At 41.2% G+C, this 25,958-nt stretch carries 24 protein-coding genes; 16 read left to right on the top strand and 8 right to left on the bottom strand.

Annotated elements, in window-relative coordinates:
- Window positions 1-202 precede the first annotated feature (202 nt).
- The 5 genes from PQ461_RS10780 (at window position 203) to PQ461_RS10760 (ending at window position 6,017) form a co-directional block, all read left to right on the top strand.
- Window positions 203-1,558, top strand: coding sequence for a sigma-54-dependent transcriptional regulator (locus PQ461_RS10780; RefSeq protein ID WP_274205513.1), 1,356 nt, complete (start codon window positions 203-205; stop codon window positions 1,556-1,558).
- Window positions 1,548-2,894 carry a sensor histidine kinase gene (locus PQ461_RS10775; RefSeq protein ID WP_274205512.1) on the top strand — a complete coding sequence of 449 codons (1,347 nt, stop codon included), beginning with the start codon at window positions 1,548-1,550 and terminating at the stop codon, window positions 2,892-2,894. Before PQ461_RS10780 ends, PQ461_RS10775 begins: the two co-directional genes overlap by 11 nt.
- Window positions 2,887-3,429 (top strand): NADPH-dependent FMN reductase, encoded by a 543-nt coding sequence (locus PQ461_RS10770; protein WP_274205511.1) that lies wholly within the window; start codon window positions 2,887-2,889, stop codon window positions 3,427-3,429. Before PQ461_RS10775 ends, PQ461_RS10770 begins: the two co-directional genes overlap by 8 nt.
- Before the next feature lie 93 nt (window positions 3,430-3,522).
- The gene (htpG, locus tag PQ461_RS10765) at window positions 3,523-5,406 is read left to right on the top strand and encodes a molecular chaperone HtpG (protein WP_274205510.1); all 1,884 of its coding nucleotides are present in this window, start codon (window positions 3,523-3,525) and stop codon (window positions 5,404-5,406) included.
- Window positions 5,407-5,531: 125 nt separating this feature from the next.
- Entirely contained in the window at window positions 5,532-6,017 is a 486-nt protein-coding gene (locus PQ461_RS10760; protein WP_274205506.1) for a DUF4251 domain-containing protein, read from the top strand.
- A gap of 11 nt (window positions 6,018-6,028) precedes the next feature.
- Here the strand turns inward: PQ461_RS10760 and PQ461_RS10755 are convergent, their stop codons facing one another.
- Genes PQ461_RS10755 through PQ461_RS10740 form a run of 4 tightly spaced genes read right to left on the bottom strand, consistent with a single transcriptional unit; the run spans window position 6,029 to window position 10,491 of the window.
- Window positions 6,029-8,353 carry an FdhF/YdeP family oxidoreductase gene (locus PQ461_RS10755; RefSeq protein ID WP_274205504.1) on the bottom strand — a complete coding sequence of 775 codons (2,325 nt, stop codon included), beginning with the start codon at window positions 8,351-8,353 and terminating at the stop codon, window positions 6,029-6,031.
- Window positions 8,354-8,355: 2 nt separating this feature from the next.
- Window positions 8,356-8,703: a DUF7009 family protein gene (locus PQ461_RS10750; RefSeq protein WP_274205503.1), complete on the bottom strand. Its 348-nt coding sequence runs from the start codon at window positions 8,701-8,703 to the stop codon at window positions 8,356-8,358.
- Window positions 8,687-9,553: a formate dehydrogenase accessory sulfurtransferase FdhD gene (fdhD, locus tag PQ461_RS10745; protein WP_274205502.1), complete on the bottom strand. Its 867-nt coding sequence runs from the start codon at window positions 9,551-9,553 to the stop codon at window positions 8,687-8,689. The genes PQ461_RS10750 and fdhD overlap by 17 nt, the downstream gene beginning before the upstream one ends.
- Before the next feature lie 56 nt (window positions 9,554-9,609).
- Complete coding sequence (locus tag PQ461_RS10740; protein ID WP_274205501.1) at window positions 9,610-10,491, bottom strand: polyphosphate kinase 2 family protein; 882 nt, start codon at window positions 10,489-10,491, stop codon at window positions 9,610-9,612.
- 96 nt (window positions 10,492-10,587) lie between these two features.
- Between PQ461_RS10740 and PQ461_RS10735 the strand changes: the two genes are divergently transcribed.
- From PQ461_RS10735 to msrB, 4 genes are all read left to right on the top strand, one after another.
- Complete coding sequence (locus PQ461_RS10735) at window positions 10,588-12,921, top strand: transglycosylase domain-containing protein (protein ID WP_274205499.1); 2,334 nt, start codon at window positions 10,588-10,590, stop codon at window positions 12,919-12,921.
- A gap of 55 nt (window positions 12,922-12,976) precedes the next feature.
- Entirely contained in the window at window positions 12,977-16,168 is a 3,192-nt protein-coding gene (locus PQ461_RS10730; protein WP_274205497.1) for a DPP IV N-terminal domain-containing protein, read from the top strand.
- Between the two features lie 106 nt (window positions 16,169-16,274).
- Window positions 16,275-16,895: a fasciclin domain-containing protein gene (locus PQ461_RS10725; protein WP_274205495.1), complete on the top strand. Its 621-nt coding sequence runs from the start codon at window positions 16,275-16,277 to the stop codon at window positions 16,893-16,895.
- Window positions 16,896-16,928: 33 nt separating this feature from the next.
- Window positions 16,929-17,408 carry a peptide-methionine (R)-S-oxide reductase MsrB gene (msrB, locus tag PQ461_RS10720; RefSeq protein ID WP_274205494.1) on the top strand — a complete coding sequence of 160 codons (480 nt, stop codon included), beginning with the start codon at window positions 16,929-16,931 and terminating at the stop codon, window positions 17,406-17,408.
- Here msrB and PQ461_RS10715 read toward each other — a convergent pair.
- Window positions 17,398-17,754, bottom strand: a complete 357-nt coding sequence (locus PQ461_RS10715) for a GIY-YIG nuclease family protein (protein ID WP_274205493.1) — start codon at window positions 17,752-17,754, stop codon at window positions 17,398-17,400. The genes msrB and PQ461_RS10715 overlap by 11 nt on opposite strands.
- A gap of 87 nt (window positions 17,755-17,841) precedes the next feature.
- Between PQ461_RS10715 and PQ461_RS10710 the strand changes: the two genes are divergently transcribed.
- From PQ461_RS10710 to PQ461_RS10685, 6 genes are all read left to right on the top strand, one after another.
- Window positions 17,842-18,612 (top strand): XRE family transcriptional regulator, encoded by a 771-nt coding sequence (locus tag PQ461_RS10710; protein WP_274205492.1) that lies wholly within the window; start codon window positions 17,842-17,844, stop codon window positions 18,610-18,612.
- Between the two features lie 59 nt (window positions 18,613-18,671).
- The gene (locus PQ461_RS10705; protein ID WP_274205491.1) at window positions 18,672-19,052 is read left to right on the top strand and encodes a hypothetical protein; all 381 of its coding nucleotides are present in this window, start codon (window positions 18,672-18,674) and stop codon (window positions 19,050-19,052) included.
- Between the two features lie 67 nt (window positions 19,053-19,119).
- On the top strand, window positions 19,120-20,244 hold the full coding sequence (locus PQ461_RS10700; protein WP_274205490.1) for an aminotransferase class I/II-fold pyridoxal phosphate-dependent enzyme: 1,125 nt from the start codon (window positions 19,120-19,122) through the stop codon (window positions 20,242-20,244).
- Window positions 20,237-20,848 carry a dethiobiotin synthase gene (gene bioD, locus PQ461_RS10695; RefSeq protein WP_274205489.1) on the top strand — a complete coding sequence of 204 codons (612 nt, stop codon included), beginning with the start codon at window positions 20,237-20,239 and terminating at the stop codon, window positions 20,846-20,848. Before PQ461_RS10700 ends, bioD begins: the two co-directional genes overlap by 8 nt.
- Before the next feature lie 54 nt (window positions 20,849-20,902).
- The gene (locus PQ461_RS10690; RefSeq protein ID WP_274205487.1) at window positions 20,903-21,796 is read left to right on the top strand and encodes a 3-hydroxyacyl-CoA dehydrogenase family protein; all 894 of its coding nucleotides are present in this window, start codon (window positions 20,903-20,905) and stop codon (window positions 21,794-21,796) included.
- Window positions 21,797-21,846: 50 nt separating this feature from the next.
- Window positions 21,847-22,140 (top strand): hypothetical protein, encoded by a 294-nt coding sequence (locus PQ461_RS10685; RefSeq protein ID WP_274205486.1) that lies wholly within the window; start codon window positions 21,847-21,849, stop codon window positions 22,138-22,140.
- A gap of 92 nt (window positions 22,141-22,232) precedes the next feature.
- Here the strand turns inward: PQ461_RS10685 and PQ461_RS10680 are convergent, their stop codons facing one another.
- Both PQ461_RS10680 and PQ461_RS10675 read right to left on the bottom strand, forming a co-directional pair.
- Window positions 22,233-23,123, bottom strand: a complete 891-nt coding sequence (locus PQ461_RS10680; protein WP_274205485.1) for a helix-turn-helix domain-containing protein — start codon at window positions 23,121-23,123, stop codon at window positions 22,233-22,235.
- 66 nt (window positions 23,124-23,189) lie between these two features.
- Window positions 23,190-24,008 carry an SDR family NAD(P)-dependent oxidoreductase gene (locus tag PQ461_RS10675; protein ID WP_274205484.1) on the bottom strand — a complete coding sequence of 273 codons (819 nt, stop codon included), beginning with the start codon at window positions 24,006-24,008 and terminating at the stop codon, window positions 23,190-23,192.
- Window positions 24,009-24,196: 188 nt separating this feature from the next.
- Between PQ461_RS10675 and PQ461_RS10670 the strand changes: the two genes are divergently transcribed.
- Entirely contained in the window at window positions 24,197-24,430 is a 234-nt protein-coding gene (locus PQ461_RS10670; RefSeq protein WP_274205483.1) for a hypothetical protein, read from the top strand.
- A gap of 49 nt (window positions 24,431-24,479) precedes the next feature.
- Here the strand turns inward: PQ461_RS10670 and PQ461_RS10665 are convergent, their stop codons facing one another.
- Window positions 24,480-25,958 (bottom strand): glutamate synthase subunit beta, encoded by a 1,479-nt coding sequence (locus tag PQ461_RS10665; protein WP_274205482.1) that lies wholly within the window; start codon window positions 25,956-25,958, stop codon window positions 24,480-24,482.

The raw sequence follows: 25,958 nt of genomic DNA, 5'->3' as shown, positions 1-25,958 counted from the left end.
ACATGCACTGTTCGCAAATGATACAGTTTAAATAAAAAACGTCAGATGGGAAGTATTGAAAGACGTGCATTGTGACTTACTGGCAATGTTTTTATTGTACTAAAATGAAAATAGCTTGTAACTTATTGATTTAAATACCGTCATTTAGTAAATTCAAATTTTATTAAAACAGATACTACTTTTTCCTATAAATCTAAACTAAATGATCCTAAAAAAAGCAACCGTACTTGTAGTAGACGATGACCCGGACGTGCTTACGGCCGTAAAATTGTTATTAAAACCACAGGTACTGGAAGTTATTACCGATAAGAACCCCGAGAACTTAAACTCACTGCTACAAAGAAACCAGGTTGATCTGCTGCTATTGGACATGAACTTTAACAGTGCCATTAATACTGGTAACGAAGGTATCTACTGGCTGCGCAAGGTTAAAGAATGGAAACCTAACCTGTGCGTGATCATGATTACGGCCTATGGTGACATAGACCTGGCGGTACGCTCATTAAAAGAAGGTGCTAATGATTTTGTTGTTAAGCCTTGGCATAACGAAAAACTGATAGAAACCATCACCGATCTTTTAGATAAAAAAGAAGGTGACAAATCCTCAAAACCCGCCAAGCCAAAAGCTGGTTCAACCATGATACTTGGCGAATCTGAGGCCATGAGCGATATTTTCCATAAGGTAAATAAGATAGCCCCTACCGATGCAAACATCTTGATACTTGGCGAAAACGGTACTGGTAAAGATCTGATGGCAAAAGCCATTCATGAACGCTCGTTACGTGCAAATAAGCCTTTTGTAAAGGTGGACGTTGGCGCGCTTACCGATACACTTTTTGAAAGTGAACTATTCGGACATAAAAAAGGTGCTTTTACTGACGCCCGCGAAGACCGCGCCGGACGTTTTGAAGAAGCTGAAGGCGGTACCTTATTTTTGGACGAGATTGGTAATATTAGTTTACAGCAACAAGCCAAGCTGTTAACCGTATTACAAAACAGGCAAGTTACACGCTTAGGGACCAATAAACCGGTTGACATTAATATCCGTTTAATTTGTGCCACCAATGTTCCGTTAAATGAGCTTGCTAATGAGAACCGTTTCCGCAAGGATTTAATTTATCGCATTAATACGGTTGAAATTACCATGCCGCCGTTGCGCAGGCGTAGTAACGATATTGTAGTACTGGCACGACATTTTGCCAATATGTATGCTAACAAGTATTTGAAACCAGCGGTAGATTTTGATGCCGCAGCTGTACAAAAACTTAAAAGCTATCATTATCCCGGCAATGTGCGCGAGTTGCAGTACACCATTGAACGTGCTGTTATTATGGCCGACGATCAGATCCTTCACCCGGATGATCTGATTTTTTCTGTACTGGAAACTACACCTACTGAAAAGTTTGATGATAACGAAAACATTCAGTTAAGTACACTTGAAAAAAATGCCATACTTAAAGTGATTGAAAAGCATAACGGCAACATTACACGTGCCGCAAAAGAACTTGGCCTGACACGAACTGCCCTTTACAGGCGACTAAGTAAATATGATATTTAACCGTTACGAGTGGCGCCTTATATTACGCGTCATTTTATTATTTCTTAGTCTCACAGCGGCGGCATTATTGCTGGCAAGGTCAAGTTATGTTTATAGCGTGGCTTTGCTCCCTGTTATTATTTACCTGGTAATTGAGCTGATGCGCTTTCAATGGAAGGCCCAGGCAGAAGTAGACCAATTTGTTGAATCGGTACAATACCGTGATTTCTCCAGGCATTTTGACGAGCACCACGCCCCTAACGAGTTAAAGCCGTTGCGCAAAGGTTTCAATGAGATCAATAATACTTTTAAAACCATTAACCGCGAGCGCGAGCAGCAATATCATTATCTCCAAAAGGTACTGGAATTGGTAAACACCGGCATCCTTTCTTTTGAACCCGAAAACGGTGAAATCGGTTGGATCAATGAGTCTTTTAAAAAGCTTTTAGGCATACCTTATCTCAAAACTATTGCTTCGCTTGAAAAGCGTGAACCACAACTATACCAGGAAGTTATCGGTTTAAAACCGGGCGAAAGCAAGGTGGTCACTTTAAGCAAAGACCGCCAGCTATTTAAGGTGCTGGTTACAGCCAGTTTGTTGCGCAGCGAAAACAAGACTTACAAATTACTTGCGTTTCAGAACGTAAGTGAAGCGCTGGACGAAAATGAGTCAAAGGCGTGGTCGAAGCTGTTGAACGTAATGACACATGAGATCATGAACTCGGTAGCACCGATTTCATCACTTGCGGATACACTTAAAAAAAGGCTGCAAGGCATTGATAAAAAGGATAGTGTAGTAAGCGAAGACCTGGAAGACCTTGAACTGGGTATTGATACCATTAAACGCCGGAGCGAAGGCTTACTTAAATTTACTGAGAGCTACCGCAACCTGAACAAGATCACTAAACTCGACTTGGAAAAAGTATTGGTGTGCGACCTGTTCGAGAACTTGAATACCCTGATGCAGCCTACGCTGGAAAAGAAATACATTGAGCTTGACATCATTCTGCGCGACTTAAATTTGGCTATCGAACTGGATTTAAATTTAATTGAGCAGGTACTGATCAACCTGTTAATTAATGCTATTGAAGCCGTTAAAGACCGTGATGAACCTCAGATCATTCTTTCGGGCGAACATGTAGGAACAAAAACGATCATCAAAATTTCTGATAATGGCGTAGGCATGCCGCCGGAGATTTTAGAAAAGATATTTATCCCATTTTTCAGTACCCGCAAAACTGGCAGCGGGATAGGCTTAAGTTTGTGTAAGCAAATTATGCAGCTGCACAAAGGCAGTATCCAGGTACAATCTGTAGAAGGACAAGGTTCAGCCTTTATTCTTACTTTTAATGAATAGTAATAACAAAAGGATGCTTAACATATTAGCGATATCAGGTAGTTTAAGACATCAATCTTCTAACATAGCTATTCTCGAATATTTAAAGCAAAGCGCAGCGAATCACCAATTTACCATTTATGATGACATGGGGTCGCTACCGCATTTTAACCCGGATTTAGATACGGATACACCTCCTGAATCAGTCAGTAATTTACGGAAGCACCTAAAAATAGCTGATGCCATTTTAATTTGCTCACCTGAATATGCCTTTGGAGTACCTGGATCTCTGAAAAATTTGCTTGACTGGACTGTTAGCTCAGGCGATTTTGTAGATAAGCCCGTGGCATTGATCACAGCGTCAAGCCAAGGACAATACGCACACGAAGCTCTGTTGCGTACCTTAGGCGCCATTAGCGCTAAAATTCCAGAAGGAGGTAGCCTGCTTATACCCTTTATAAGAACTAAAATCAATAATGAGGGTAAGTTTATTGATAATGAAACAGAGAGAGCTTGTTATAATGTATTAAAGGCATTAGTTTCCGCAGCTGCATAATTCATTCACTGACAATTTGTCAAGCTGCCAGCCTTTGGAATGTAGATTGATAATATTCTTGCCGAATCACCATATCTAAACACTACGATTATTATGCAAGAAAAAGGAACAATATCGATCCACACCGAGAACATTTTTCCTATCATTAAGAAATTCTTATATTCTGATAATGAAATATTTCTGCGCGAGTTAGTTTCTAACGCGGTGGATGCTACCCAAAAAATTAAACGCCTTGCATCATTAGGCCAATATGGCGGCGATTTAGGCAAACCACAGGTAGAAGTTTCATTGGATGAAGCGGCAAAAACAATTACCATATCTGATAACGGTATCGGTATGACAGCCGACGAAATCAAAAAGTACATCAACCAGATTGCTTTTTCGGGCGCTACCGAGTTTATGGAGAAGTTTAAAGAAGCTAAAGATGCCAATGAAATCATCGGCCGCTTTGGTTTAGGCTTCTACTCAGCGTTTATGGTGGCCGATAAGGTAGAGATCAATACCCTATCTTACCAGGACGGGGCCGAACCTGCTCGTTGGATATGCGATGGCAGCACTGAATTTGAAATTACAGAAGGCACACGCACAACCCGCGGTACAGATGTAATACTGCATGTAAATTCCGAGTCGGAAGAATTTTTAAGTCAACATAAACTTCAGGAGATCCTTGATAAATACGCTAAGTTTTTACCTGTGCCTATTAAGTTTGGCACCAAAACAGAATCTGAAGAAGATGGCGTTGACGAAGAAGGTAAAACCAAATATAAATCAGTAGAGGTTGACAATATCATTAATGACACCAACCCTATCTGGACCAAGGCGCCGTCTGAACTGAAAGACGAGGACTACCTGGCGTTTTACAAAGAACTATATCCGTTTTCTGAAGATCCATTATTCTGGATTCATTTAAACGTAGACTATCCGTTCAATTTAACCGGTGTACTTTATTTCCCTAAGCTTAAAAACGATTACGAATTTCAGCGTAACAAGATCAAATTATTCTCTCGCCAGGTATTTATTACCGACGAAGTAAAAGATATCGTACCTGAGTTTTTAATGTTATTGCACGGTGTAATCGATTCACCGGATATCCCGCTGAACGTATCCCGCAGCTTTTTACAGGCAGACAGCAACGTTAAGAAGATCAACAGCTACATCACTAAAAAAGTGGCTGATAAACTTGCCGAGCTTTTCAAAAACGACCGCAAAGCTTACGAAGAAAAGTGGAACGACATTGGCATGTTTGTAAAATACGGGTTCATCAGCGATGAGAAGTTCTACGAAAAAGCGAAAGACTTTGTATTGCTGAGCAATACCGACAAGCAAAACTTCACTTTAAGCGAATACAAAGACAAAGTTTCGCCTGTACAGACTGACAAAGATGGCCAACTGATCTACTTATATACCAACGATACTAACAAACAGCATTCGTTTATACAATCGGCCAATAAAAAAGGTTATGATGTGTTAGCGATGGAGTCGCCTATTGATAATCACTTTATCAGCCATTTAGAGCAGAAGCTTGAAAAAACTTCGCTTAAACGCGTTGATGCAGATGTTGCAGATAAATTGATTAAAAAGGACGATGCGCCAGCTCATATTTTAACCGAAGAACAATCAACACAGGTAAAAAGCATTTTCGATACTGCTATAAGCAAACCTGCTTACAAAGTTGAGTTGGAAAGCCTTAGCCCTGACGAACTACCTGTAACCGTAACCCAGGATGAGTTTATGCGCCGTATGAAAGATATGGCAGCTATGGGCGGCGGTATGAGTTTTTACGGACAGATGCCGGACAATTATAAAGTGATTGTAAACGGTAACCACAAATTAATCACCCGTATCCTTAACGAGGAAAATACCGATACGCAGGCACAACTTGCTAAACAGGCATTTGACCTTGCTTTATTATCTCAGGGATTACTAACCGGTGCAGAGTTAACCGAGTTTGTTAACCGCAGTGTTAACCTGATCTAATCGATTAAAATAGAATACATGAAAGCCACCTCCGGGTGGCTTTTTTATTTTAGTTAATTATAAAAGGTTCAAAATAAACCTTTTTAAAATTTTTAAGTATAATATGATATACACCAATTAACATCATGAAACATCTTAAATATATAACGTGCCTTGTGATTATGCTGCTTGCTTTCAATTTTTCCTTTGCTCAAAAAAAATCGACAGCTAAGCAAGACTCTGTAAAGAATAAGGTGGAGAGTAAAAATTTCAGGTTTGTGGCGCAGTATGCCAATCCGCTTCGCGGCGGGCATCCGTATTTAACCTCTGATTATGATATACGCGTAAAGCCCGATTCGGTAATCAGCTTTCTACCCTATTTTGGTCAGGCTTACTTTGATGTACCTTACAACCCTAATGAAGGTGGCATCAAGTTTACTTCAACTAAGTTTACTTACACCAAAAAACAAATGAAAAAGGGAAACTGGCAAATTACCTTTATCCCAAAAGATGTTAAAAATTTGCAACGGGTAACTTTCAATATTTATCCCAACGGAAATACCTGGACACAGTTTTTGTTCACTAACCGCGATGCCATATCATTTGACGGTTATATAGACATTAAGTATTAAAAAAGCACCGGTTAATCCTGGTGCTTTTTAATTTTAACAAATATTAGTTTGGTAGTTGGCGTGTTGCTCTTTTTAGCCACGCTTGATATGGGCACCAGCACATTTCCTTCCGGATAGTACACGGCTGTATTACTTTCTGGTATGTCATAAGCCACGATGATAAATTTCCTTGCTATACGCTCAACACCTTCGTAATGGCTTGAAATATCTACAATATCTCCTGCTTTAAAACCTGCTTTCTGTATGTCTGCGGGGTTCATAAATATTACACGGCGTTCATTATGTACGCCACGGTACCTGTCTTGCAAACCATAAATGGTGGTATTAAACTGATCATGGCTTCTAATGGTGGTTAAATAGTATTCGTCTGCTTCCGGCTTATGTTTAGGTAACCCGGCAACATTAAAAGCAGCTTTACCGTCCCAGTCGTCAGTTTCAAATTTTCCTGCCCGTGGTGCGTTAGGCAAGTAAAAACCGCCAGGTTTGCGGATGTTCTTATTGTATTCCTCAAAACCCGGAATCACCTTTTCAATATCATCACGAATGTTATCGTAACTTTCCATGAAACGGTCCCAGGGCACAACTGTACGTTCGCCTAACACAGCTTTAGCAAGATTGCAAACAATTAACGACTCGCTCATCAGGTCATTGGATATAGGCTCCAGCATTCCTTTTGATTGCTGTACCACACCCATCGAGTTTTCGCAACTTACCATTTGGTCAACGCCATTGACAACATCTCTATCGCTACGGGCAAGTGTAGGCAATATGATCGACTCCTCGCCTACTATCAAATGCCCACGATTAAGTTTTGTAGACACATTTACCGTCAGCTTTAGCTTGCGCATGGCTTGGGCAGTGTAAGTAGTATCAGGCGTTGCTGATAAAAAGTTGCCACCCATAGCAAAGAACACTTTCAGCTTACCTTCGTGCATGGCTTTGATAGAATCCACCACATCGTAACCATGCTCTTTAGGTGGGTCAAAACCATATACCTCTTTGATTTTTATCAACTGCTTTTCATACGGTTTATCGTAAATAAGCATCGTACGGTTACCCTGTACGTTACTATGGCCACGCACCGGGCACAACCCTGCACCGTGTTTGCCGATACTGCCTTTCAGTAATACCAGGTTCACAATTTCTTTAATAGTATCAACACCGTTAATGTGTTGGGTAATGCCCATTGCCCAGCAAACAATGATCTTCTTCTTATGCTTCAGCATTTCTGCCGCTTCAATCAATTGTGCTGCTGGTACGCCTGCTGCTTCTGCCAGATCATCTAAGTTATACGCTTGCAGGTGCTCTATAAACTTTTCATAGTTAACCGTATTGTTTTGTATAAACTGATGGTCAAAAACCTGTTCTGGCGTGTCCTTTTCTGCCTGGTAAAGTAATAGTTCAATCGCTTTTAAAACGGCCATATCACCATTGATCTTCACCTGCAAGTACAAGTCGGCAATGGTAACACTGGTACCTACAAAGCCACGAACAGTCTGCGGATCTTTAAAGCCTATTAAACCGGCCTCTTTAAGTGGGTTAACAGCTATGATCTTACCTCCGTTCTCTTTGTTTTTTCTTAACGCCGTCAACATCCGTGGGTGATTGGTTCCCGGGTTTTGACCCATAATAATAATCACCTCGGCGTTATGTATATCTTCTAAGGTCACTGTGCCCTTGCCTATACCGATGGACTCGGCCAAAGCCACACTGGTCGACTCGTGGCACATGTTAGAGCAATCCGGCATATTATTGGTACCATACTCACGCACAAATAATTGGTATACAAAAGAAGCTTCGTTACTGGTCCGGCCTGAAGTATAAAATGCCGCCTCGTTAGGCGAATCCAGTGCGTTTAAATGCTCAGCAATCTTTTTAAAAGCCCAATCCCAGGTAACAGGCTGGTAATGGGTGCCGCCTTTTGGCAGGTAAACCGGCTGGGCAATCCTACCCTTTTTACCTATTTCCAAATCGGTAAGTTCTGCAAGGTCAGCTATTGAATTTTGAACGAAAAACTCACCCGTCAGTTTCTTCTGAGTAGCCTCTTCAGCCAATGCTTTAGCCCCGTTTTCGCAATACTCTGCAATGGGCGAACGGTCATCATCCGGATCGGGCCAGGCACAGCTTGAGCAATCAAAACCATGCTTCTGGTTCATCTTAAGCAATGCTCCCATTCCTCGTATGGCGCCAGCCTCTTCCAATACATGCTTAAATGCAGTGGTTACTGCCGGTATACCTGCTGCCCAATCCCTGGGTTTATCCAGGTCAAGTTTGAGCAGTTTTTCCGGATTTTCAGGGTTGGGCAATCCGGCTGATGATTTTTCTTCAAAGTCCATACTCAACGTGCTAAAGGGTTTGGATAATTATCGCTTTGGTCTTCGGTGGTAGCATCGGTACACATAAAGTCCTTTTCGAGCAATAAATGCATCGGTCCATTATCTGCTTCAATACCTACACGGTCGGTACTTGTCCACTCATCGGCCAATGCCTCCGGGATAAATAGCGTGATAATATTATTTTTGAAAGTAGCAAACACATCATATTCGGCAGTACGCTGCAAAACATAGGTCAGGTGATCGTCTCCAAAATTGGTTACTTCTTTACAAACGCCTTCAGTTGCAAAATGCTCCACTTCTGAACGGGTTAAACGATATCTTAATGAGTTCCCTTTAATGCGTATTTTCATAACGGGGTATATTTATTCTATGTGGTGATGTATATATGTTAAATCGGTGATTGCGCAAAAAGCCAATCAACGTAACGTTAAATTCATTGGCCAGTTGAACAGCCAATGTTGACGGCGCCCCAACTGCTGCAATAATGTTAATGCCTGCCATTACCGCTTTTTGTACCAGCTCAAAACTGGCCCTGCCGCTTAGCAACAAGATGTGTTTATTTAATGGCAATATAACTTCTTTTAAAGCGGTGCCGATTAGTTTGTCTAAAGCATTATGGCGGCCCACGTCTTCGCGGAGAAACAGCAGATTGCCGCTTGCATCAAATAAGGCAGAAGCATGTAAACCACCGGTACTTGAAAAAACATCCTGGCTTTGTTCCAATTTTTGTGGCAGAAGCTGAAGTATAGCTGCATCTATATGATTGGTATCGGATAAGCTACTATCTTCTTTTACAGTCCTGATGGCATTTATAGATCCTTTGCCACAAACTCCGCAGCTGGATGTTGTATAAAAGTTTCGCTCGGTATTATGCAGGTTCGGAATAACCTCCGGCTTTAAACTTATCTGAATAACATTCTCTTTGTTTTCGGCGCAAGCTATAAAGCAATGCCCGGCATCACTTATTTCATGATAACTTTTAATGATGCCCTCTGTAAACAAAAAACCGGTTGCCAATTCTACGTCATTACCCGGAGTACGCATGGTAACGGATACATTCTTTGTGATCCGCTGATCTGCTGAGCCATATTCAAGGCGTATTTCCAAAGGCTCTTCCACTGCAAGCTCATCAGTCACATTTAAAGTTTGTGTACCGTTAATCTTTACGATAGGCAGTGTGGAAATTGGTTCGGCAATCATTATTGATAAACGTATTAAAATTTATTTGGTTCTGGTTAAATCAATGAACCGAGAATTTACTTTTCGTTTTCCAGTTGCTTCCTGATCTCATCAAATTTAGCCTTCTGATCAGCCGGAACACGTGGGTTACGCAAATCAAGGCCTTTCAAGGTTTCCAGTACAACATGAGATATAGCAATGCGTGTAAACCATTTTTTATCAGCAGGCAAAACATACCAGGGGGCATTATCTGTGCTGGTTTCTTTTATGGCCTGTTCGTAAGCATCCATATACTCATTCCAATGTTCGCGTTCAGCAATATCGGCAGCAGAAAACTTCCAGTTTTTATCTGGTTTTTCCAATCGTTGTAAAAAGCGTTCTTTCTGTTCTTCTTTTGAAACGTGTAAAAAGAATTTAATAATTACGGTGCCGTTACGGGTAAGATGCTTTTCAAATGATTTAATGCTTTTATAACGATGCTTCCAGAATGATTCGTCGATATCTTCAACTTTACCAATACCCGGTATATTCTCTTTCAAAACATATTCGGGATGCACCTTGGTCACCAGCACATTTTCGTAATGCGAGCGGTTATGTATTCCGATACGACCCCTTTCAGGCAGGGCTTTATAATGCCGCCATAAAAAATCATGATCATACTCTTCAGTACTTGGTTGCTTAAAACTGTAAACCTGGCACCCTTGCGGGTTAAGTCCGGACATGGTATGTGCAATAGCGCTGTCTTTACCGGCGGCATCCATCGCCTGAAAGATGATGAGCAAAGCATAATGATTACAAGCATATAATTTTTCCTGTAATTCGGAAATTTCAGTGATAAGCCCCTGTAGTATCAGGTCGGCATCTTCTTTTTTATAATCGGCTGTATAACCAGTGTCGTATTTTTTCAGCGAAAAATGTTCTGTATCAGTTATTTTAAAGTCTTCGATGATTTTCTTCATATTAAAAGATTTTAAGTAAAATTTCGGAGTATTAATTACGTTGTTAATATTTGTTGATTGCTATGATATAGCAGCATAAATTCACATCTTTACCCAATGTTCAGACGTATTAACAATCTATTCCTGCGCAGTTTTTTAATTTTTATATATTTTGTAATCATCTTCTTTTGTGCCATCGAGCTAAATTTCCTTTGGCTTTTCGGATACTCTCCTGATATGCAGGATATTAGAAGCCCTACAATGTCTGTTGCTTCGGAGGTTTACTCAGCCGATGGCAAGCTACTCGGCCGCTATTACAAAGAGAACCGTTCTCCTGTAGAATATAAACAAATATCGCCAAACCTCATCAACGCTTTGGTTTCAACCGAAGATGCAAGGTTTTATAAGCATAACGGTGTTGATGTTGTAGGTTTTTTCAGCAGTATTGTTTCAACTGCAAAAGGCGATAAACGCGGCGGCAGTACCATTACACAACAGCTTGCAAAAAACCTGTTTAATACACGTAAACGTAAGTCGCAAGGCTTTGTAAGGCATATACCTGTTTTGCGTACCATTGTTTATAAGTGTAAAGAATGGCTTACAGCATTTAAGATTGAGCATGTGTACAGCAAACAGCAGATAATTACCTTTTACTTTAATACTGTACCGTTTGGCAACAATTCGTTCGGTATAAAAACGGCGACTTTAAAGTATTTTAATAAAACTCCGGATCAGGTTAATCCGGCCGAAGCTGCCACATTAATCGGCATGCTAAAGGGAACTTCTATCTACAATCCGATAAGGTATCCGCAACGCTCTTTAGAAAGGCGTAATACCGTTTTAGGTCAGATGGAGAAATACGGTTACATCACCAAAGCTGTTTACCAAGAAAATGCAAATAAAGGCCTTGACCTCAATTTAAGTTACGTAGAAAACGATGCACAGGGCGACTCTTACATTCGCCGCGCTGTAGAAAAATGGCTTGAAAAATGGTTGAAGGAAAACGACTATGACCTTTATGAAGACGGCCTGAAGATTTACACTACCATTGATTCGCGCTTGCAACAATTTGCCGAAGAGGCTGTTGCCGAAAAAATGAAGATGCTGCAAAAGCGTTTTTATAACCTTTGGGGCAACAAAACGCCTTGGCGCGATTCAAAAGGAAACATTATTGTAGACTTTATCCAAAAAGCTGAGCAAAAACTACCGATTTACGATCTGCTGGATAAAAAGTATAAGGGTGACACCACGCAGATACAGGCTTATTTCAAAAAGCCTAAACGCATGAAGGTGTTTACCTGGAACGGCGAGAAAGATACCACCTTCTCCAGTATCGACTCTATTAAATATTACGCTAAGATATTAAATACCGGCATGATGACCATTGAACCATCAACCGGGAAGATTAAAGTTTGGGTAGGCGGTATAGACCATAAGTACTTTAAGTTTGACCACGTTAACCAGGCAAAGCGCCAGGCCGGTTCTACTTTTAAACCTTTTGCCTACGTTACTGCTATAGATAACGGTTATACACCATGCGATAAGTTTACCGATAAGCCGGTTTCCATCAGCTACATGGATAACGGCAAACCTGACGTTTGGGCGCCAAACAATGCAGATTTCCACTTCAGTTATCGCGAAATGTCATTACGCTGGGCAATGGGTAAATCTGTAAACTCTATCACTGCACAGCTTACTGAAAAGGTGGGTTGGAATAAAGTGGTTGAATATGCACATAAATGTGGTATAGAAAGTCCCCTTAAATCTGTGCCTTCAGTTTCATTGGGATCAAACGACGTTTCGGTGTATGAAATGGTGCGTGCTTACAGCACTTTCCTGAACCGTGGCGAAAAAATTGATCCTTTATTAGTGACTAAGATCACCGATCAGCATAATAATGTATTGGAAGAGTTTACCTTAAAAACAGAGAAGGTTTTAAGTGATGAAACTGCATGGCTGATGCTGTATATGTTCCGCGGTGGTATGGAAGAACCAGGCGGTACGTCACAGGCATTATGGGAGTACCCGGGGCTTTGGAAAAAAGCAAGCAACCAGATCGGCGGAAAAACAGGTACATCCTCAGATTACGTTGACGGCTGGTATATGGGTATCACCAAAGATCTGGTGACCGGTATCTGGGTAGGTGCCGACGACCGAAGCGTACACTTTACCACATCTGAAACTGGCGAAGGCTCGCACACGGCGCTGCCAATATTTGGCCGTTTTATGGAAAAGGTATATGCTGACCCTAACAGCGGTTATCAGCCGGGACCGTTTCCTAAACCATGGAGCAAAATTACCAAAGAGTATTCTTGCCCGTCGCCGCACATTTCTCAGGATACTACTTCTGCAGACACATTATCTGCACCAGTTGATACAACTCAGGCTGCGCCTGTACCGGTACAGCCTGAAACAACTACACCGGAAAATAAACCAACTACAACACCATAAAATACCCCATTAATTAAAATAACTATTAAATTTAACCAATAGTATTCTGCCCTATATGCGTAAAGTTTACCCTTTGTTAAATAAGTATATCATTGTGGCGCTTTGTGCGCTGTCATCATTGCTGATGACTAAACAGGCAAGCGCACAATATTTTGGTCAAAACAAAGTGCGTTATAAAAACCTGAAGTTTAAGGTTTACAAAACGCCGCACTTTGAGATTTACTATTATATGAAAAATGATAGCTTGCTGAAGCGTTTTGCGCAGGAAAGTGAGCTTTGGTATACGCTGCACCAGCAGGTTTTTCGTGATACTTTCAGAAGAGCTAATCCAATTATCTTATACGCTGATCACCCGGATTTTCAACAAACTACAGCCATTGACGGCGAGATAAGCGTAGGTACAGGCGGTGTTACCGAAGGTTTAAAAAACCGTGTGGTAATGCCCATTATGGAGACCAATCAAACTACCCGCCACGTCATTGGCCACGAGTTGGTTCACGCCTTCCAATACCATTCATTGCTGGCAAATGATACTACCAATCTTTCCAATATCAACAATCTTCCGCTTTGGATGATAGAAGGTATGGCCGAATACCTGTCGTTAGGTAAAAAGGATGCTTATACGGCCATGTGGATGCGCGATGCTTATTTAAATCATGACATTCCAACCGTACGCGATCTTACCCAAAGCACCAAATATTTCCCTTACCGTTATGGTGAAGCTTTTTGGTCGTTTTTAGGATCAACTTACGGGGATACCATTATCGTTCCCTTCTTCAAAAACACAGCACGTTTTGGTTTGGAATACGGTATCAGGCGTACATTTGGTTACGACGACAAAACGCTGTCTAACCTCTGGAAAAATTCGATAGAAGCTACCTACAAACCCTATCTGAAAGATACTGTTCAAACGCCTGTAGGTACACGAATTATCGACAATAAAAATTCTGGAGAGATGAACGTCGCTCCTTCTATCAGCCCTGATGGAAAGTATCTGGCTTTTTTATCAGAAAAAGATCTGTTTACAGTCGATCTCTACCTGGCTGATGCCAAGACGGGGCGAGTCTTAAAAAAACTCACGAGCAAGGTCTCCAATACGCACATCGACGAATTTAACTTTATTGAGTCGGCCGGTACCTGGTCGCCCGATGGTAAAAAGTTTGCGTTCAGCGTATTCAGCAATGGACGTAACCGGATGATGATTGTAAGCGTACCTAATGGACGTGTGCTGAGCGACCTGGCTATGGGTAATGCAGAACAATTCAGTAACCTTTCCTGGTCGCCAAACGGAAAGGATATCGTTTTCCAGGGTTTGTCAAATGGTTATGGCGATTTGTATATGTATAACCTCGATACCAAAAAAGTAAGGCAACTTACCAACGATAAGTATTCAGATTATCAGCCAAGCTTTTCGCGCGATGGCAAGAAGATTATCTTCTCTTCCGACCGTACAACTTATGACAAATCATTATCGCAGGAAATTACCTTTAATCTTGCGGAGCTTGATTTAGCTACCGGAAAGATTACCGATATCCCTGTGTTTAACGGAGCCAACAATCTTAACCCGCAGTATTCTGCAGACGGCACACAAGTTTACTTCTTGTCTAACCGCGATGGTTTCCGCAACATGTACAGATATACATTTGCTACAGGAAAAGTGGAGCAAATGACCGATCTGTTTACAGGCATTTGTGGCATCACAGAATATTCACCGGCGTTAAGCATTTCTGCTAATGATGATATTGTTTACTCTTATTATCGTTCTCAAAAATACGCTTTGTATAACGCTAAGGCTTCGCAGTTTAAGCCTCTAACCGTTGAAGAAGGCAACACCAATTTTGATGCAGCATTGCTGCCTCCGCCAAAAGCAGTGGGTGTAGATCTGATCAACGCCAACCTGAACAACTTTTTGGCTTACCAACGTATACCGGCAGATTCAATTCACAACATCCCCTACCGCCCGCAATTTAAACTGGACTATTTGGCCAGCAGCGGTGTGGGTGTTGGTGTAAGTACCTATGGGACAGGATTAGCCAGCGGTGTTCAGGGTGTGTTCAGTGATATTTTGGGCCGTAACCAAATTTATGCAGGTGCGTCTGTAAACGGTGAAATATATGATTTCGGTGCACAGGTTGCGTACATCAACCAGTCTGGCAGATGGAACTTTGGTACGGCATTGTCACATATTCCATATCAATACGTCAACTACAACTTTGTACCGTCAACCTATAATTACCAGGGTAAAAATATTCCTGTTTATGAAGAGCGTTACGACATCGTCCGCATATTCCAGGATCAGGCAAACATATTTACTGCTTACCCTTTCTCAAAAACTACCAGGATTGAGTTTGGTACGGGCGTTTCGCATTACTCGTACCGGGTAGACAGGTATAGCACTTATTACGATACAACAAGCCGCTACCCTATTACAACAGAAAAGCATCATATTTCAAGAAGCCAGTATGAAGCCGATCCATACAATAATGGTATCAACTTAAAACCATTTACACTAATGCAGTTTACCACTGCGTTAGTTGGTGATAACTCTTACTTTGGGATTGCTTCGCCGCTTACAGGTTTCCGTTACCGTATACAAGCCGAATATGATCTTGGTACCGTACGTTACTTTGCACCAAGCATTGATTTAAGACGATACATTCGTTTATCACCGGTAACATTTGCAGGGCGTTTATATACTACGGCAAGGATTGGTGACACCCAAAACTTGCTGTATCCTATGTTTATCGGCTACCCGTTCCTGATACGCGGTTACGAGTACAATAGCTTTTACAATAGCAACAGCACACCTAAAAACGGTTTCACCGTTGACCAGTTATCAGGTAATCGCATAGCGGTAGCCAACTTTGAGATGCGTTTGCCATTTACTGGGCCTGAGAAATTATCCCAGATTAAATCTAAGTTCCTGTTCACCGAGCTAAACTTATTTTTTGATGCCGGCTTAGCATGGAACGCAGGCAACGAAATCAAATTCCAGAAAACACCCGACGCAATTGGTACGCAACAGCTAATTGACAATACAGGTAAACCTGTAACCGGGGCCGATGGCAAACCAGTAACTGCTGTTGTTTATAATACTAACCAGCGTGTACCGGCACTTAGTGCGGGTGTATCATTGCGAGTAAACATATTCGGTTTCTTCGTACTTGAGCCTTACCTTGCTGTGCCGTTTAACCGTAATGATGTTAAAAAACCAGTGTTTGGATTAGGCTTTACCCCAGGGTGGTAAAATACACTTAATGAATATTGTAAAGGCTGCCTTAATAAGGGCAGCCTTTCTTATTTAAAACAAGTTGAAGGATACTTAGTTAACTATCTGCCAGCAATTTACTGCCATGATACGTCTATACCTTTTATTCATCTTATTATTTGCCACTGCAAGCACTTATGCGCAAAGGGTTATGATACCCAGTACGTCTGTTATCGATTCTGTAAAATCAAATCGTTTAAAAAAAAATGACATTGAAGATGTGAACGGAATCAAGATGGGAACTGCTAAGGACATCATAGAAAATTTAAGGGAAGTAAAACAGTTTTCAATTCTGGCTAAGCTAATGCGTTCGGCTGGCCTTATCGCCACATTTAAAAGCAAAGGGCCTATTACCTTATTTGCCCCTACCAATGCGGCTTTTAACAAGCTGCGCCGTGGGAGGATAGATACGCTGCAAAAGAAATCACATAATTTAGAATTATGCGCATTACTCACCTACCAGGCTATACCGGGAAATTTAAAAATTAAAGACCTGCGGAAAAAGATAAAGGCAGAAAACGGTAAAGCAAAAATTCCGACTTTAAGCGGTAGCATACTTACCCTTACTACAGACAGTGCAGACAATATCATCCTTATTGATGAATATGGTAACAAAGGCACCATCATAGCAGCAGACCTGGATCAGTCAAACGGTTATATTCATGTCATAAATAAGGTACTGATACCAAAACCAAAGAGTATTTAGAACCGCTTTGAACTTTGCTGCGTAATTATAATTATGAAAAGGATAATAGGTATTGCAGGACTGTTTGTTGCGCTTTTTACATTAAGCTGCCAGCAAATGAACGGACAGGCCAATCAGCAAAAGATAAGTGATAAACAGAAAACGGACTGGAAAAGTAAACTGACGCCGAATCAGTATGAGATAATGGTTGACAAAGGCACAGAACCACCTTATAAAAATGCTTATTGGAACAACCACCAAAAAGGCGTTTATGTAAGCGCAGCTACCGGCGAAGTATTGTTTAGCTCGGCCGATAAATTTGACAGTGGCACCGGTTGGCCAAGCTTTACCAAACCTGTAGACCCCAATAAAGTTGCCTTTGTGAAAGATAACAGCTACGGCATGCAACGCACTGAAGTAATTGAAAAAAGTACCGGTTTACATTTAGGCCATATTTTTGACGACGGCCCTGCCGATAAAGGCGGTAAACGTTACTGTATGAATTCGGGCGCGTTAAAATTTATTAAGCAGTAGCACGCAAACGTGAACCAAACGATGGGCGCATTTGTGGCCTTGTGCGGTTTTGCTGCTGCTCATACGTTAATCCAATAGTCAGGTCTATCCAATCGGCGTTTACAGATCTGATCATTTTTTCTTTCTGGCTGCGGGTAAAGGTGCTTACAAACTTAAAGCGCTCCATAGCCATCTCCTCGTTATTGATTTCCTCAAAGTAAACTAAACGGTTTAGCTGCTGGGCATTATCAAAAAAAAGTGTCGGCATGTCGCGGTAAAACTGCAATGTTTTCATTAAGTCTGAAGATAGTCCAACATGCAGGTTATTTCTGTTTCTGTCTGTGATAATATATATAAACCGTTTCATCTTGATAAATATAATTTGCTGTTCAAAAAATAATTACTAATTTTATGAGCATAAAGTTACTAATAATTTTAGCATTTGCAAATATTTATGTCAATAATTTCATCTAACCTAAAATTTCTGAGAAAGAAAAAGGGTTTAACACAGCAGCAATTCGCAGATCAGATAGGTATAAAACGCTCTTTAGTAGGCGCTTATGAAGAAGACCGTGCCGATCCCAAATATGATTTACTAAAAAAAATAGCATTATTTTTTGACGTTAGTATTGATGCTTTTATTAATGAAACTATTGATGAAAAGTGGGCACCAAAGCCAAAAGGTAACCCGGCCAACCTGCGTGTGTTAAGCATAACGGTAGATAAAGAAGACAATGAGAACATCGAACTTGTGCCCATGAAGGCCAGTGCAGGTTACTTAAATGGTTACGCTGATCCTGAATTTGTAGGTACTTTACCTAAGTTTTATCTGCCAATGTTTAAGCAGGGCACCTACCGTGCTTTTGAAATAAAAGGCGACTCCATGCTGCCGCTGGTTTCTGGCAGCATAGTTATAGGTGAATATGTAGAAAACTGGACCGACATTAAACCTAACGAAACTTATGTAGTGCTTTCGAAATCTGAAGGTGTGGTATATAAACGTATCGGTAATAAGTTTAAGGACAACAAAAAGCTGAAACTGGTTTCTGACAACCCAGCTTACGAACCTTACGAAGTACAGGCAGAAGATATACTGGAAGTTTGGAAAGCTAAAGCATATTTCAGTACACACATGCCAGAGCCAATGCCAGAACCTACCATGGAAAGCCTTACTACCATGATGGCACAGATGCAACGCTCCATATCAAAGCTTAGCAACAATTAAGTTACAACACAAATATTAAACCTTTAGCCATTATCTTTATCATAACTACAAAACTAAAAATGATGAAAAAGATTTTTTTAATGTGCTGCTTAGTAATAGGTTTTGCTGCGGCATCACATGCACAGGGTGGCGGCCGTATGCGCATGAGCCCTGCCGACATGGCTAAAAACCTGCAAACTGTTTTAAAACTGACTGATGATCAAACTACGAAAGTACAGGCGATTTATCAGGCACAAGCTACTAAAATGGATAGTATCAGAACTGCTGCCAATGGCGACTTTTCTTCTATGCGTTCAGCAATGCAACCACTTAGGCAGGCAACTAACGAAAAAGTGAACGCCTTATTGACTGATGAGCAAAAAGCAGCGTTTAAAAAATACCAGGAAGAGGCGCGCGCACGTATGCAAAATGGCGGCGGTGCTCCCCCATCAAACAGATAATTTCTGAAATTTGATTTTGAAAGCGGCTATCGGCCGCTTTTTTTATTTTAGCAGAAATTTTTAACCATTGCATCCTGCTGATCAATACATCGCCGAAAGGCTCGAACAACGTAAACAAGCTGGCAATTACCGGTCGCTTAAAAGTGAAGTGACGGGACTGATCGACTTTGCTTCAAATGATTACCTTGGCTTTGCACGGTCTGAGGAATTGAAAAGACTTATTGATCTTGAATTAAATTCCCATGGTGATTATCTAAACGGCTCAACCGGCTCCCGCCTGCTTACCGGCAATATCAATTACGCACAGCAACTCGAAGCCGAAATAGCGGCAGTACATCAGCACGAAGCTGGCTTGATATTTAACTCGGGGTACGATGCCAACGTGGGCTTATTTTGCAGTTTGCCTCAACGCGGCGATACAGTGATAACTGATGAGCTGATCCATGCCTCCATTATCGATGGCATCCGTCTCGGAAATGCTAACCGCTATACCTTTAAACATAACGATCTTGACAGCCTTGAGGAAAAGCTAAAAAATGCTAAAGGCAGAATTTATATCGCTGTCGAGAGTGTTTACTCTATGGATGGCGACCTTGCACCTATCCAGGATATAATACCTCTATCAGAAAAATATGGAGCAAACCTCATTATCGATGAAGCGCATGCCATAGGCGTTATTGGTAAGGGGTTGATTGATCAACTGCAATTACAGCATCAGGTATTTGCAAGGGTAGTTACCTTTGGTAAAGCTATGGGTACACACGGTGCGGTTGTTTTGGGCAGCCAATTATTGCATGATTACCTGGTGAATTTCGCCCGTTCTTTTATATACAGCACCGCAGCATCATTTCATCAACTGGCGGGTATAAAAGCATCTTATCAGCTCCTGCAAAAATCCGAAAACACAATAGATCAACTATGGCATAACATCAACCTGTTAAAAAGCTTAACAGGAGATACATCTTTTGCTATTGCCGGTTTAAGTGCCATTAATTGCATATTGGCAGGCGATAATTTTAAAACAATTAGCTGGGCAAATCAACTTAAAAGTGCTGGTTTCGACATTCGCCCGGTATTAAGCCCGACCGTTGCTGAAGGAACCGAACGACTAAGAATATGCATGCACAGCTATAATACAGAACAGGAAGTAAAACTTTTAGCAGCTACATTACAAAAACTATCAAATGACTAACAAATATTTTATAACCGGCATAGGAACAGGCATTGGTAAAACGGTGGTATCGGCTATCATTACAGAAAAGCTACAGGCCGACTATTGGAAACCAGTACAATCTGGCGACCTTGACAACAGTGATACCATGAAGGTTAGAAGCCTGGTATCAAACAGTAAAACTGTTTTCCACCCCGAAGCTTACCAGCTTACACAACCATATTCTCCGCATAAGTCTGCCGCTTTAGATGGCGTGACTATTGACCTTAGCAAATTTGAGCTGCCACAAACCGATAGTACCTTATTGATCGAGGGCGCTGGCGGGTTAATGGTGCCATTAAACGAACAACACTTGATGACCGATTTAATAAAGCAATTGGGTGCGGAAGTAATATTGGTTTCGCAGAATTACCTGGGCAGCATCAATCATACCCTGCTTTCGGTTGAAGTATTGAAGCAAAAAGGCATCTCTGTAAAAGGTATTATTTTTAATGGCCCTGCCGATGCAGAAAGCGAAAGATATATACTTAAATATACCAGTTTACCTTTGATTGGAAAGATCACTGAATTACCTGAACTGAATAAAGAAGCAATTAAGCAGGCTGGGCAGTTACTTCAATTGTAGCGGACATTTTACTATGCGTGCATAGAATTTAAATTCCTTTTTACACATTTGATTATGAGAAACATTACCGTTATAGGATCTGGAACCATGGGCAATGGCATTGCTCATGTGTTTGCTCAATATGGATACAAGGTTGCCCTTTGCGATATCAACGAGGCTGCATTGCAAAAAGCGATAGCCACCATCACCGCAAACTTCGACAGGCAGATAAAAAAAGGCACCTTAGATGAATCAGCCAAAGTAAATGCCTTAAATAATATCACTACCCTTATAGATTTGCAGCAAGCCGTTAAAGATGCCGACCTGGTAATAGAAGCTGCTACTGAAAACAGCGAGATAAAACTTAACCTGTTTAAGCAACTAAGCGAGTATTGTGGCGATGATACCATATTAGCTACCAATACATCTTCCATTTCCATCACTAAAATTGCTTCGGTAACTAAAAAACCGGAGAATGTAATCGGGATGCATTTTATGAACCCGGTGCCGGTGATGAAATTGGTAGAAGTGATCAGGGGTTATGCCACTACTGATGAAGTAACGGCAAAGATCATGGAGCTTTCTGAAAAAATTGAGAAAGTCCCGGTTGAGGTAAATGATTATCCCGGTTTTGTGGCTAACCGCATACTGATGCCCATGATCAATGAAGCGATTTATTCGCTTTATGAAGGCGTAGCAGGTGTTTATGAAATAGATACGGTGATGAAATTAGGCATGGCCCATCCGATGGGGCCGCTTCAGTTAGCTGATTTTATAGGCCTGGATGTTTGCCTGGCGATTTTAAATGTTTTACACGATGGTTTTGGTAATCCTAAATATGCCCCTTGCCCATTACTGGTAAATATGGTGACTGCCGGGCATAAAGGTGTAAAAAGCGGTGAAGGATTTTACAAGTATCAGGCTGACAGTAAAGAACTTATCGTTGCCGACAAGTTCTCAAATAAGTAATTAAACTTTCGTGATAGTTTGATGTCTTATACTTTCAAAAGACTACAACTATGAAAACTTTGAGTAAATTAATTTTAGGAATAGGGTTTGCTACTACCTTGGCTTTAACAGCTTGTTCTGGCCAGTACTATGTTACCGAACAACCTGCTGAACCTTACTATGTAAGGCCTGTTGCCCCTTATGCCGGTGCTTATTGGGTGCCTGGCGAATGGACCTGGAGTGGCGGACGCTACGTTTATATGCGTGGTTACTATGTACGCAGTCGTCCAGGCAGGGTATATGTACAAGGCCATTGGGATCGTGGCCCACGCGGTTACGCCTGGAGACGCGGTCACTGGAGATAATAATTGAAGTTAGCTGATTTCTTATTCGATATAAACAATAAAAGCTTTGCAATTGCAAAGCTTTTATTGTTTGGGTTGTAAAGCTAACACACTTAATTCATCAACTGCTTTTTGTACTGATTAGGACTGATGCCTACCTCCTTTTTAAACAGCCGTGAAAAGTAGGGTAAATTTTCAAAGCCTAATTGATAGGCAATTTCAGAAACACTGTAATCAGCCTCTGTAAACCTGTTCTTGGCTTCTGCTATCAAATAAATATGAATTAACTCTATCGCTGTCTTTCCGGTTTCCTGTTTAAGCAAGTCAGACAGATACCTCACAGACAAATTTAAATTCGAAGCCAAAATGCTCACAGACGGAAGTCCTTGTTTTTTAAATTGGTCGCTCTTGAAATATATACTTAAAGCATTATTAAATTTAGATACCGTATTACCGGAAAGCTCCGTGCGATTGATAAACTGTCGTTTGTAAAAACGCTGTGCATATTTCAATATCGAATCGATATGAGCCAGCATTATTTCGCGGCTATATTCATCCGGGTTATTGTTATACTCAATTTCTATCTTGTGATATAAATCCCAGATAATCTGCTCCTCTTTCGGAGAAAGATGTAAAGCCTCATTGATCTCATAATCAAAAAAACTATATTTCTCAATCTCGCTGTGCAGGAAATGTCCGTTCAAAAAATCTTCGTGTATAAACAGCAAAAAGCCATCTTCCTCAAATTGCAGGTCTTTAAACTCTATGATCTGCCGTGGCTTCATGAAAGACATCGAGCCGTTTTCGTGATCATACTTCGTACGGCCATATTTGATAACGCCAGACTTTAATTTCTTAAAACCGATAGTATAAAAGTCAGTAGTAAAAGCACGATCACCTATTGTACATGTATTATTGCAGCGATTAAGGCTGATCAAAGGATTTTCTGGCAGTGCGAAACCATTTTCACGGTTCAGATCGGTAATGCTTTTATAGTGCTTCATGTACTCAGGATATAAACAAATCTACACCCTTACGTGCGTAGATTTGTCAGCAGTATTAAATATTAATTAGTGTCCGTGAGCGGCCGTAGATACTTCTGCCCATTCCTCCCAGGTAGCTAAACGTTGTGCATACACTTGTTTTACCCATGGCAGGCCTACCTTACCTAAAAATAATCTTAAAGGAGGATTTTGAGCGTCAACCAATTTAATGATGGCATCGGTAGTTGCTTCAGGTTTGCCGATAGATTCAGGCGTAAAACCTTTAGTTACAGCTTCGCGCAGATCATCATATACAGGGTTCTTTTCTGAGCGTAAAGCTGATGGCCCACCCCAGTCAGTTGAAAATCCGTTTGGTTCAACAAGAGTCACATTAATGCCGAATGGTTTAACTTCAGCAGCAAGTGTTTCGCTTAAACCTTCTACAGCAAATTTCGAAGCGTTATAGATACCCAGAGTAGGTACGGTTGCTACACCAAGTACGCTTGAAATCTGAATAATGTGCCCATGCCCCTGTTCGCGCATCACCGGAATTGCTGCTTGGGTAAGCCATAGCAAACCAAATACATTAGTTTCAATCTGGTCACGTGCTTCTTTTTCACTTACTTCCTCAACAGCGCCAAACACACCAAAACCAGCATTATTGATCAGCACATCAATGCTGCCGAAATGCGCTTTAGCTTTTTCAATGGCAGCAAAATCTGCTTCACGGTCGTTCACATCCAATTGTAGGGGCAATATGGCATCGCCGTAGGTTGTTACCAGATCTTGTAATGTATCAATATTTCTTGCAGTTGCTACTACTTTATCACCACGTTTTAAAAATGCTTCTGCCCAGATTTTACCAAATCCTTTTGAAGCTCCGGAAATAAAAATTGTCTTAGACATTGTTTTAAATTTTAAATGTTGAAACAAAGGTATATGGAGAAGTAGGGCTGCTGTTTATACAAAAGTAGGTAACACTTATACAATTGTACAAAACGGGCTCAACTGTGTAAGCAGAGTGTCATATCGATATAAATCAACTAATTGTTGATTGCATAACAACCAAACGTTCATGAGCTTGTTATAAACGCATGGCAAGATTTATTGAACTTTTAGACAAAAATAACCGCAATACACTGATCAATGTAGATAACATTTTATCAACTGTAATCTACGAAGTGCAAAAGGAAGACACCAAAGAAACGGAAGAAGAGGTTCGCGTATATATGATCGGCGATAGCGAATCATATTTAACGGTGAAAGAGACCTTTGCCGAATTTAAAGAGAAACTACTTTCAGTAGCCGAAATTACAGATCTGCGATAGCCAAATGGCTACCGCAGTCTGCTTTGGTTTATAACTGACAAATAAAACCTTAAAAAGCTTGTTCGTAAAAGTTAACAGCTTCCTTGCTTTCGAGCAGGGTATGCCCCATCAGGAACTCGTCAACCTTACGTGCAGTTTCCCGGCCTTCGGAAATGGCCCAAACTACCAGGGATTGTCCGCGACGCATGTCGCCGCAGGCGAATACTTTACTTACATTGGTACGGTAAACGCCTTCTTTGGCTTTTACATTTTTACGTTCATCCAGCTCTACACCCAATTGCTGCAACATACCCTGATGCTGCGGATGTAAGAAACCCATCGCTAAAAATACACGCTGGCAAGGTATCTCCCTTTCAGAACCTTCTACCTCTTTAAATTTGGTAGGGCGGCCCAAAAAGTCTGTTTCCCATTCAACGTCTGTTACTTTAAGCGCACGTAAGTTTCCGTTTTCATCGCCTAAAAACTCTTTAGTATTTACACCAAAATGCCTTTGAACACCTTCTTCATGAGAGCTGGTTGTTTTCAGTAACATTGGATAACTTGGCCACGGCATAGCTAATGTACGCTCTTTAGGCGGCTGAGGCATAAATTCAAATTGCAGGATTGATTTAGCACCCTGGCGGTTTGATGTACCCACGCAATCCGATCCTGTGTCGCCACCACCAATTACAACTACATCTTTATCGGTAGCTAAAATATCCTCAACAGCAATCTCTGTATTGCTAACGCGTTTGTTTTGCTGTTTCAGGAAGTCCATAGCAAAATGAACACCTTTAAATTCGCGGCCAGGGATTGGCAGGTCACGCGGAATGGTTGAACCACCGGCAAGTACCACAGCGTCATACTTACGGATCAGTTCTTCAGGCGAAATATCTTTACCTACTTCGGTATTACAGATAAATTGCACACCGTCTTCTTCCATTACTTTTATACGGCGTTCTATTACCCATTTCTCTAATTTGAAATCCGGGATACCATAGCGTAATAAACCACCTGGCTGATCATCGCGCTCATAAACGGTAACAGCATGTCCTGCTTTGGTTAATTGGGCAGCGGCAGCAAGGCCGGCCGGGCCAGCGCCAACTACAGCAACGGTTTTACCGGTTTTTACAAGCGGTGCAACCGGCTTAACCAGTTTACGTTCGTAAGCAATTTCTATGATGTGCTTTTCAATTTCCTCAATAGCTACAGGTGGCTTATTAATGCCTAAGACACATGCCGATTCGCATGGCGCAGGGCATATACGGCCTGTAAACTCAGGAAAATTATTGGTTGAAGACAATATTTCATACGCTTCTTCCCAGTTTTTGCGATATACAGCATCATTAAACTCAGGGATGATGTTACCAAGCGGGCATCCTGAATGGCAGAATGGCACGCCGCAGTTCATACACCGTGCAGATTGTTCATTAAGTTTTTCAGCTGTATACAGGCCAACAAACTCACTATAATTTTTCACCCTTTCGTTAGGGGCAACTTTAGCAGGAAGCTCTCTGTTAAACTCCTGAAATCCGGTAGGCTTTCCCAT

It is taken from the genome of Mucilaginibacter sp. KACC 22063 (genome assembly GCF_028736115.1).
In the GTDB taxonomy this organism is placed as follows: Bacteria; Bacteroidota; Bacteroidia; order Sphingobacteriales; family Sphingobacteriaceae; genus Mucilaginibacter.
The sequence above is the reverse complement of the archived record's forward strand: the minus strand, read 5'-3'. Positions and strand labels throughout refer to the sequence as shown.